Here is a 7,513-nt window from a genome sequence, read left to right on the forward strand (position 1 = left end):
GGCCGGCACGATTGCGTCTCACAACTTCGAGAGCCTACGAACGGCGGCGCGGAACGGCGGCCCCCACTCCGCGGGTCGGGCGACTCCGGCAGGCATCCGGCAACTACATTGCTCGGCTATGATGTTGCATTCAGCAACGTCGCGTACCCTGAGGGCATCATGTCGAACGCCACGAGCGAAGCCCCCACCCTTCCCGCCGACCGCGAGCCGGCCACGCACACCGCGCCGCGCCGCTCGGTGCTGCCGCACCCCAGCATGTGGAAGCACCTTGGTCTGCACGTGCTCGTGCCCGTGCTGCTGGGAATCGGCATGACGCTCGCGTACCTCGGCGCCTTCCATCAGCCGAGCCCGCATCACCTTCCGGTCGCCATCGTGGGAGACAGCGCTCAGAGCGAGGTGTTCGCACAGACACTGAACAACGAGTCGGACGGCGGCCTCGACGTGCGCAACGTCGCCGACGAGGCACAGGCCGAGAAGCTGGTGCGCGAGCGCACGATCACGGCCGCCTACGAAGCGACCCCGACGCAGGCGAACCTCTACATCGCGACGGCCGCGTCGGCCACCACCACCGAGACCGTGCAGAAGGTCTTCCAGCCGATCGCATTCCAGCAGCACCTGCCCTTCAACGTCGTCGACGTCGTTCCGGTCGGCACGCACGACGCCACCGGCCAGGGCATCTTCTTCCTGCTCGTCGGCCTGTCGGTCGGCGGCTATGCCGTGGCCGCGGCCGTGGCGGCGGTGACGGGGCGGCACGGGCTGTTCGCCCGGGTCTTCGTGCCGGTCATCGCGTCTGCGGTGGTGTCGGCGATCATCGTCGGCATCGCGGCGTATGTCTACCACGTCTTCGACCACAGCGTGCTGCAGGTCTGGCTGCTGTCGTGGCTCTATGACGCGCTCGTCATGTGGATCGGCGTGGCGCTGATGCCGATCCTCAAGAGCTGGACCGTGCTGGCCATGACCGTGCTCTTCGTGCAGCTCAACTTCACCTCGTCCGGCGGCATCTTCCAGAAGTGGATGGAGCCCGGCTTCTTCGCCTCGCTCAACGACTTCTGGGCGGGCGCCGGCTGGCTGAACTCCGCGACCGCGCTCATCTACTTCCCCGGGCAGCGCTTCGGCGGCAACGTCGCGGTGCTCGCCGTGTGGGCGGGTGTCGCCGTCGTCGCCGTGCTCGTCTCTCATCTCGTCGTGCGGCGCCATGCGCGCGTCGAGGCGGCGCTCGCCGCCCAGGCCGCCTGAGCCGCGGCCATCCGCGCGCGTTCCGGCGCATTCGCGCGCATTCCGGCGCATCGCGACGCATTCCGGCACGTCGCGACGAGAAGTGGGTACTTCTCACGCATGAGAACCAGGAGTGCGGCACTGGCCGCGGTGGCAGTTACGGCAGCAGCAGTTCTACTGGCGGGGTGCTCATCGGGCAGCGGTGGCGGCTCGGGCTCGAGCAGCACACCGCCGTCGTTCGGCACGAAGGCCTCTGGCACGCTCAACGCGTGGGGCTTCAACAGCCCGGACGAGGTCGGCACCTCGCGCCTCGCCTATGCCAAGAAGAAGCTCGACGGCGTCGACATCAAGATCGATCAGACGGCGTTCGACGCGCAGAAGTTCACCACGCGCGTCGCGAGCGGCAACGTGCCCGACGTGGTCCAGATGGACGCCAACCTCGTTGCGACCTACGCCGCGCAGGGGCTCATCATGCCGCTCGACAAGTGCTTCAGCGCGCACGACGTCGACCCGAGCAGCTACTACTACCCCTCCGTCAACGATGACGTGACGTACGAGGGCCACATCTACGCGGTGCCGCAGTTCTACCAGCCGCCGGCCATCATCCTGAACAAGAAGGTGATGGATGCCGCGGGCGTGACCCCCGCGCAGATCAACACCTCAAAGCCCGATGAGCTCATCGCGGCGGCGAAGAAGATGTACAAGGCGTCGGGCGGCAACCCGACCACGCTCGGCTTCAACCCCGTCGCGAGCGGGCAGCCTGGCCTGTGGATCCTCGGCTACGGCGGCCGGCTCACCGACGCGAACGGCAAGCCGACCCTCGACGACCCGAAGAACGAGAAGGGCCTCGAGGTGCTCAAGAAGATCACCGACGCCCAGGGCGGCTACGCCAAGATCAAGAGCTTCTCGGATTCCTTCGACATGTTCGGCGCCGACAACGAGTTCGCGAAGAACCAGGTCGGGGCAGAGATCGACAACCAGTGGTACGTCAACGTGCTCGCGCCGTACGCCAGCAAGCTCGACATCACCGCCGTTCCGTTCTACGCCGCAGACGGCAAGCCGTTCACCGTCGCCAACGGGCAGGGCTTCGTCATCCCGACCGCCGCGAAGAACAAGGACGCCGCGTGCGCGTGGGCGGTCGACCTGACGAGCCCGGGGGCGTGGGATGCCGCAGGCGCCGCTCGCGCGGCGAAGATCGCCAAGACGCCCGGCGCCTTCAACACCGGCCTCTTCACGGGCATCCCCAGCGTCGACAAGAAGCTGCGCGCGCAGTACGTGAAGCCGAGCGGCAATGAGGGGTTCGACCAGACGATCGCGACGTTCTACGACATCGTGGGCGACGGGAAGTCGTTCGGCGCCTCGCCCGCCGGTCAGCAGATCAACACCGAACTGCAGAACGTGATCTCGTCGGTGCTGCTCGGGAAATCGTCGCCTGCCGACGCGCTGAAGAAGGCGCAGGCCTCCGCCCAGCGCGCGTATCAGCAGGCGACGAAGTAGCGCGCCGGCTACCCGAAGATCTCGTCGACCGCGGCGGCGAGCTCGTCGTTCCAGTCGAGGGCGAGCCCGTCGAGGATGCCGGCCCAGTGGTGCTCCTTGCTGACGCCGACGATGGGCGCAGTCACCAGCGGGTGGTGGAACAGCCAGGCCATCGCGAGCGCGGCGGGCGACGTGTCGCGGGCTGCCGCGAGCCCGTTGAATCTGGCCACCTTCGCCATGGCTTGGTCGTCGTCGAGGAACGGCGCCGCTGACGAGGCCACGCTCGCCCGGTCGCCGCGTTGCGGGCGCTCGCCGTTGCTGTAGCGGCCGGCGAGCAGCCCGTTGGCGAGCGGTGAGAAGGGGGTGTAGGCGAGGCCCTCGGCCTCGACGATGGGCAGCACCTCCGCGTCGTCGGCGCGGGCGAGCAGCGAGTACTGGTTCTGCACGATCTCGGGCCGCGCGAGCCCCAGCCGATCGGCGGTCTCGAGCGCCGCCGACAGCGCCGCCCCGTCGACGTTCGACAGCCCGTAGGCCCTGATGGTGCCGCGCTCGACGGCGTCGCTGAAGACCGGCAGCGACTTCTCCCACGGGGTGCGGCCGTCGACCTGGTGGGCGACATAGAGGTCGACGCGGCCGATCACCTCGATGCTGTGCCGCAGCTGCCGGTCGACGCGCTCGGGGTCGAGGTTCGGGCCGTCGGGCGTGATGCCCGTCTTGGTCTGAATGAGCACCTCGGAGCCCGGGCGGCCGCGGTTCCACACCCCGACGATGCGCTCGCTCTCGCCGCCTGCGTAGACATCGGCCGTGTCGAGCACCTTGACGCCCTCGCGCACCGCGCGATCGATCAGCTCGAGACCCTCGGCCTCGGGCAGCCCGATGCCCGGCCCGGTCGCGCCGGCGATTCCGCCGAGGCCGCCGGTGCCGAGCAGGAAACGGCCGAACTGAGCGCGGCGGTCTGCTGCCGACGATGCGATCCAGGTCATACGGATTCCTCTTCCGATCTCTTCCGATCTTGTCGGTTCGAGAATCGAACCGACTGTACTGACCTCACCGTAACAGACTCGGTCAGGAATCCGAACTCACTCGAGCGCGGGCCATGCCTCGCGTCACCTCACTCACCCGTGCGCACGCGGGGCGTCGCGTGGCGCTCGCCCCACTCGCGCAGCCCGGCAAGGACGGGCAGCAGCCCCTCACCGGCGGGCGTGAGCAGGTACTCGTCGCGCGGGGGCTTCTCGGAGTATCTCCGACGCTCGACCACCCCGGCCTCCTCGAGCTTGCGCAGGCGCTGCGCGAGCGTTTCACGCGGGGCACCCGTGTTGACCTGGATGTCCGTGAATCGCCGCACCCCGAATCCGAGTTCGCGCACGACGAGCAGAGACCAGCGCTCCCCCACGAGCTCGAGCGCATCGGCGATGGAACACACGCGCGGGCGGCCGAGATTAGTCGGTTCGGTTGCCTGACTCACTCGGACACTCTAGCGCCGCCACCCATAGCAGATGCCCCGTCAGGGCGTCGTCAGGGCATTGCGGCTGTGGAGAACGGGGTAGCAGCCCCTGGTCGTCTGCCCGCCCAGCAGCAGCCGGAAGTCGCGGTGCCGGCGCAGTGCGGCTGGCTGCCCCTCGCCCGGCGCCTCCGGGTTCTGCGCCCCCGGCCGACGTCTGCGGCCTGCGTGCGAGGCGCAATTGTCGGCCGGGGGCACGAAACCGCTACCCCTTCCGGCCCTGCGTGGCCACGCCCTCGACGAAGTAGCGCTGCCCGAAGGCGAAGATGATCAGCATCGGAAGTGTGACGAGCAGCGCCGCGACCATGACGTACTGGTAGTCGCCGTGGCCTCCGTTGGTCGGGCTGAAGGTCGTCATGGCATACGAGATGCCGAGCGGCACCGTGAACTGGTTCACGCTGCCCGCATTCAGATAGATCAGCGCGGCCTGCAGATTGTTCCAGCTCGCCTGGAACTCGAAGATGAACACGATGATGAACGACGGGATCGACAAGGGCATGGCGATCCGCCGGAACAGCCCCCAGTAGGACGCCCCGTCGACCCGGGCCGCCTCGAAGATCTCCCGCGGCAGCCCCAGGAAGAACTGCCGCTGCAGGAAGATGTAGAACGCCGAGCCGAACAGGTTCATGCCGAAGAGTGGGACCCACGTGCCGAGCAGCCCGAGGTACTTCCAGATCAGGTACTGCGGCACCATCGTCACGGCGCCGGGAAGCATCATCGTCGCGAGCACCAGGCCGAACAGAAATCCGCGCGCTGGGAACGTGAAGTAGGCGAAGCCGAACGCGACGATCGAGCTCGAGATCGCGACGAGCCCGGCGGCGAGCACCGCGATGACGACGCTGTTGAAGAGCCACGAGAGCAGCGGCAGCTGATGCCACACCTCCGCGTAGTTCGCGAGCTGCAAGGTCCGCGGGATCAGCCTGTTGTCGAAGACCTCGCCGCGGGTCTTGAGGCTCGCCGCGAGCAGCCATGCGAAGGGGTAGAGGAACAGCAGGCCGAACGCGCCGGCGACGACCCAGAGAAGCACCTTCCCGATGACCCCGCGGCCGCGGTAGAACCCCGCTCCGCGGGCCGTGCGGCGGGTGGCATCCTTCTCGTCACCGGCCGCGTCGCCGTATTCCGCAGCCAGCGACGCGGGCCTTGGCGCCTGTGCGACGGACATCAGTTGTCCCCCTCGTAGTAGACGAACCGGTTGCTGAACTTCACCTGCACCAGCGTGATGATCAGGATGATCACGAACAGCAGCCAGGCCATCGCCGCCGCGAAGCCGAAGTTGAACTGCCGGAACGCCTGCTGGAACAGGTAGATGCCGTAGAACAGCGAGGCGTCGCTCGACGCATTCGTCTGATCGCGCCAGAACAGCAGGTAGGCCTGGTCGAAGATCTGCAGCGCGGCGATCGTGAGCACGATCACGTTGAAGAAGATCGCCCCCGAGATCATCGGAAGCGTGATGTTGAAGAACTGGCGCACCGGGCCCGCGCCGTCGATGGAGGCCACCTCGTAGAGGTCGCGCGGCACGTTCTTGAGCGCCGCGAGGAAGATCACCATCGTGCCGCTCACCCCCCACAGGGTCATCAGCACGATGGACGGCTTCACCCACGCCGGGTCGACGAGCCATTGCGGGCCGGGGATGCCGAAGAAGCCCAGTGCCTTGTTGATGGCGCCGGTGTTCCCGTTCAAGAGCAGCAGGAAGACCGACGCCGTCGCGACCGCCGGCGTCATCTTCGGCAGGTAGAAGATCGTGCGCATGATGCCGGCGCCGCGGCCGATCTTCGACAGCAGCATGGCGAGGAAGAGGGCGAAGACGATCTCGAGCGGCACGGCGAGCACCGCATAGAAGAGCGTGTTGCCGAGCGACAGCATCACGCTCGGGTCCTGGAACAGCTGCTGGTAATTGCTGAAGCCGGCCGGGGTCGCGCGGTTGGTGGCGAGGTTGTAGTCGCTGAACGAGATCACGAAGCTGTACACCATCGCGCCGAGCGTGAAGACGAGGAATCCCACGATCCACGGGCTGATGAAGAGGTAGCCCGCGATCGCCTCGCGCCGGTTGTACTTCCGCACGCGGCGAGACCCAGGCGTGCTTCTCGCCGTAGCTGTTGTCATATGCGTTCGATTCCCCCGCAGAGAAGAAGGGAAACGCTTCTCGACGCCCGTTGCCGCTTCGAGGCAGCGCCCCCGCTCGGACCGCGGCCGCCGCCGCCGCCGGTAGCCCCTCCCCACTCACCCGAAGTGTGAGTTCGGGTTGTCTCTTCGCGACGAAGAGGACCCGAACTCACACTTCGGCGGGGTTCGGCGAGGGTCGAGGGTCGGGGGTCGGGGGTCGGGGGTCGGGAGTCCGGGAAAGCAGACAGCTACTTCAGCCCTAGGTAGCTCTTGTAGGCCGCGTAGTTCGCCGTCATCGCGGCGCCGTTCCGAAGCGTCTTGTCCGGCGACATGTACGAGGTGAACTCCCACTCGGTCAACGGGATGCCCGCGGCGCCGAGCGCCTTCAGGTAGGGCGCCATCTTCGACACGGGCACCGCCCCGTTCCCGTCCGTGAGCGGCGTGTACACGGCGGCCCAGAGCCGCATGCGGCCGGCATCCGTCAGCTTCTTCGCCGCCTGGAAGGCCGCGACCTCCTGCGCGGGCGTCCACGCGGTCATCTCGAAGCCGTCCTGCAGATTGAGCACGTCGACGTGGGATGCCGAGATGAGCGGCGCGAGCTCGGCGACGAACTGCTGCGCGCTGAGCCCAGACAGGATCGCGGTCGGCATCGACGGCGAGACCATGACCGGCTTCTTGCCGTCGTGCGTGTGCAGGTAGTCGCTCACGGCGCCGAGATACTTCCCGAACTGCGTCGCGCGCGCCGGGGTGGCGACGTTCACCTGGGCGGGCTCGGTCGGGATGTACCAGCCGGCGATCGACGAGCCGTACTTGGCGTACAGGTCGTGGGCGACCTTCTGCTGCGTGGCCGTGAAGCTGTTCAGCCAGCTCTGGTTCGTGAACTTCGACATGTCGTTCACCGCGTCGGGCGCGACGGCGAGACCGAGCCAGACGTGCATGCCCGCCTTCTTGGCCGCCGCGATGATCTGCGGCACGGCGCTGTTCCACTGCGGGAAGCCGAGAGATGCGGATGCCGGGTACGCGGCATCCTTCGCGTCATAGTGCACCGACCACTCGATGATGACGTCGGTGTCGCCCGCCGCCTTCTGCGCCGCCATCGCCGAGGCGATCTGCGCGGCGTCGTTCGAGCCGTCGATGAAGTACGGCGACCAGAACGCGGCGCGGAAAGCCGGCGCCGCCGTCTTCGTGGTCGACAGGGCGGGGACCGCGACGCGCGTC

7 protein-coding genes are annotated in these 7,513 nt (G+C 67.7%); 2 read left to right on the forward strand and 5 right to left on the reverse strand.

What is annotated here, in order from left to right; all coding sequences use genetic code 11:
- The first annotated feature begins 159 nt into the window (after positions 1-159).
- Entirely contained in the window at positions 160-1,236 is a 1,077-nt protein-coding gene (locus ACM2XV_RS10350) for a hypothetical protein (RefSeq protein WP_487026873.1), read from the forward strand.
- A 99-nt stretch (positions 1,237-1,335) separates the two neighbouring features.
- On the forward strand, positions 1,336-2,712 hold the full coding sequence (locus ACM2XV_RS10355; RefSeq protein ID WP_487026874.1) for an ABC transporter substrate-binding protein: 1,377 nt from the start codon (positions 1,336-1,338) through the stop codon (positions 2,710-2,712).
- 8 nt (positions 2,713-2,720) lie between these two features.
- Here ACM2XV_RS10355 and ACM2XV_RS10360 read toward each other — a convergent pair whose 3' ends face one another.
- From ACM2XV_RS10360 to ACM2XV_RS10380, 5 genes are all read right to left on the reverse strand, one after another.
- Positions 2,721-3,674, reverse strand: coding sequence for an aldo/keto reductase (locus tag ACM2XV_RS10360; RefSeq protein WP_344774969.1), 954 nt, complete (start codon positions 3,672-3,674; stop codon positions 2,721-2,723).
- A gap of 128 nt (positions 3,675-3,802) precedes the next feature.
- On the reverse strand, positions 3,803-4,114 hold the full coding sequence (locus ACM2XV_RS10365; RefSeq protein WP_344774971.1) for a winged helix-turn-helix transcriptional regulator: 312 nt from the start codon (positions 4,112-4,114) through the stop codon (positions 3,803-3,805).
- 283 nt (positions 4,115-4,397) lie between these two features.
- Complete coding sequence (locus ACM2XV_RS10370; RefSeq protein WP_487026877.1) at positions 4,398-5,357, reverse strand: carbohydrate ABC transporter permease; 960 nt, start codon at positions 5,355-5,357, stop codon at positions 4,398-4,400.
- Positions 5,354-6,295 (reverse strand): carbohydrate ABC transporter permease, encoded by a 942-nt coding sequence (locus tag ACM2XV_RS10375; protein ID WP_487026875.1) that lies wholly within the window; start codon positions 6,293-6,295, stop codon positions 5,354-5,356. Before ACM2XV_RS10375 ends, ACM2XV_RS10370 begins: the two co-directional genes overlap by 4 nt.
- Before the next feature lie 248 nt (positions 6,296-6,543).
- Positions 6,544-7,513 (reverse strand): DUF4434 domain-containing protein (locus ACM2XV_RS10380; protein WP_487026876.1); only part of this gene is annotated, 970 nt, incomplete at its 5' end.

This window comes from Gryllotalpicola sp. CP2-P1 (assembly GCF_057512245.1).